The sequence below is a fragment of the Vibrio sp. Vb1755 genome (assembly GCF_033338635.1).
Classification (GTDB): domain Bacteria; phylum Pseudomonadota; class Gammaproteobacteria; order Enterobacterales; family Vibrionaceae; genus Vibrio; species Vibrio alginolyticus.
The window spans coordinates 1-1,719 of record NZ_JAWOTA010000083.1; the positions used below are offsets into that span (position 1 = coordinate 1).

1 protein-coding gene and 1 pseudogene are annotated in these 1,719 nt (G+C 46.3%); both read right to left on the reverse strand.

Features of this window, described 5'->3' with window-relative positions; translation table 11 throughout:
- Positions 1-344 precede the first annotated feature (344 nt).
- Positions 345-761 carry a GreA/GreB family elongation factor gene (locus R7E00_RS22745; RefSeq protein WP_005486183.1) on the reverse strand — a complete coding sequence of 139 codons (417 nt, stop codon included), beginning with the start codon at positions 759-761 and terminating at the stop codon, positions 345-347.
- Between the two features lie 348 nt (positions 762-1,109).
- Positions 1,110-1,719, reverse strand: a pseudogene (gene gyrB, locus R7E00_RS22750) (DNA gyrase subunit B); the annotation flags it as partial.

The following is a 1,719-nucleotide window of genomic DNA, read 5'->3' on the forward strand; positions in this document are numbered from 1 at the left end:
CGTTTTAGCGATTTCAGAGGGCTGGTCTTCTAGTCTCTAGCAAGCCAGTCACCCTCTTCACAACTAGATATAAGGTCATCAAAAATCGCTTTCAAGGGACAAAATGAAAAAAATTTCAACGCGCCTATCAAAGACCTCAAATTAAGCTCGCTTTTCCTACGCGACAACAATACAAAGCCCACCTCTTACGGCGGGCTTATAAGCCGCAATTTTTATTTGCGAGATGGTTTACGCGCTTTCACCATTCCTTGCTCGGCCGCTTTCTCTTGCTTCAACTTACGTTTTTCTTTCAAGCTTAACTGGGGTTGCTTCTTGTCTTTTTTACTCATGACTTCACCTCTATTTTACTGACATAACATACAGCTACACACCAGATGCGGTGTTGGCGGCTGTGATTGATGAATGATTTCGGTAATCACAAAGCAGCGGCGCTGGTTGAATATCTCGAGTTCTAAGACCTCATCCTGAGAACGCCCCAACAATCGGGAACCTAAGTACGAATCAACAGCTAGCATCCCCGCAAGAGGTTGGCTCTTACGTGAATCAACTAACGTCATGCGATATTGATAGGAGCGGTCAAGATCCACTAAGCGAACGGTGTCGCCAATCGCAATTCGGGCTAAGTTGCGACACTGGGTTTGCTGTTCGTAGGCTTCAAACAGCGACAGTAATCTTAGTGGTGATTGATAGGTTAAAAAGCGACTGGTTAACCACCAAGTTCGCAGCGCCAAGCAGTACGCAGTGAACCAGCGTTCAAACATGATATTTTCCTTCTTAATGCCTTGTCTTACAGATAATTGCAGTGAATTGAACCGGCAGTGCGTCACCTCCGGCTTAGTTCAGGAAAATCGTCACCATGTTTTCTAACCTCGTATGATTGGAAAGCTCTACAGCACTATAGCGAGTCGAAAAAAGAAAGCAAAAGCACTCAAGCGAACAAAATGGCAAGAAAAACAGAAAAGGGAAACAAAATGGTGCCGCTACTCAAGCCTCTGGCAGTTAGTAGCAGAAAAGCCAAAGTCTTGGCATAAAGTGGTGATTTTCATACCACCAAGAAACAAAAAAGCAGCGATGGCTCGCTGCTTTTTTCTATCTAAAAACGCTTGTCGCTACACGTCTAGGTTTGCAACCTTCAGTGCGTTCTCTTCGATGAAGTGACGACGAGGTTCAACTTGGTCACCCATTAGCGTTGTGAACAATTGGTCTGCGCCTACCGCATCTTCAATCGTTACTTGCATCATGCGACGCGTCTCTGGGTCCATTGTGGTTTCCCAAAGCTGATCTGGGTTCATCTCACCTAGACCTTTGTAGCGCTGACGGCTTAGACCACGCATCGATTCTTTAACCAACCACTCAAGTGCTTCAGCAAAGCTTGATACTGGCAGAGTACGTTCACCACGTTTGATGTACGCGCCCTCTTCTAGAAGACCGTCTAGGACTTCAGAAAGGTCCGCCAGCTTGCCGTATTCTTTTGAGTTTAGGAAATCAACACTTAGCGCATGCTCGTGAGTCACACCGTGTGTACGAACGATGATCTTCGGCAGGCTCAAACCAAGCTCTGCGTGCAGCTCCACTTCGTAGCTATATTGGCTTGCACCCACTTCTTTCGCGTTTAGTTGCTCAACAAGTTGTTTTGTCCAAGCTTCTACTGCTGCTGCATCATGACACTGCTCAGCCGTTAGACGAGATGTGTAGATAAGCTCATGCACTAAGGCGCGA

What these genes read in the sequence shown, in the direction of transcription:
- R7E00_RS22745 (WP_005486183.1), bottom strand. Translation starts at nt 761, where the DNA reads ATGTTTGAACGCTGGTTCACTGCGTACTGCTTGGCGCTGCGAACTTGG.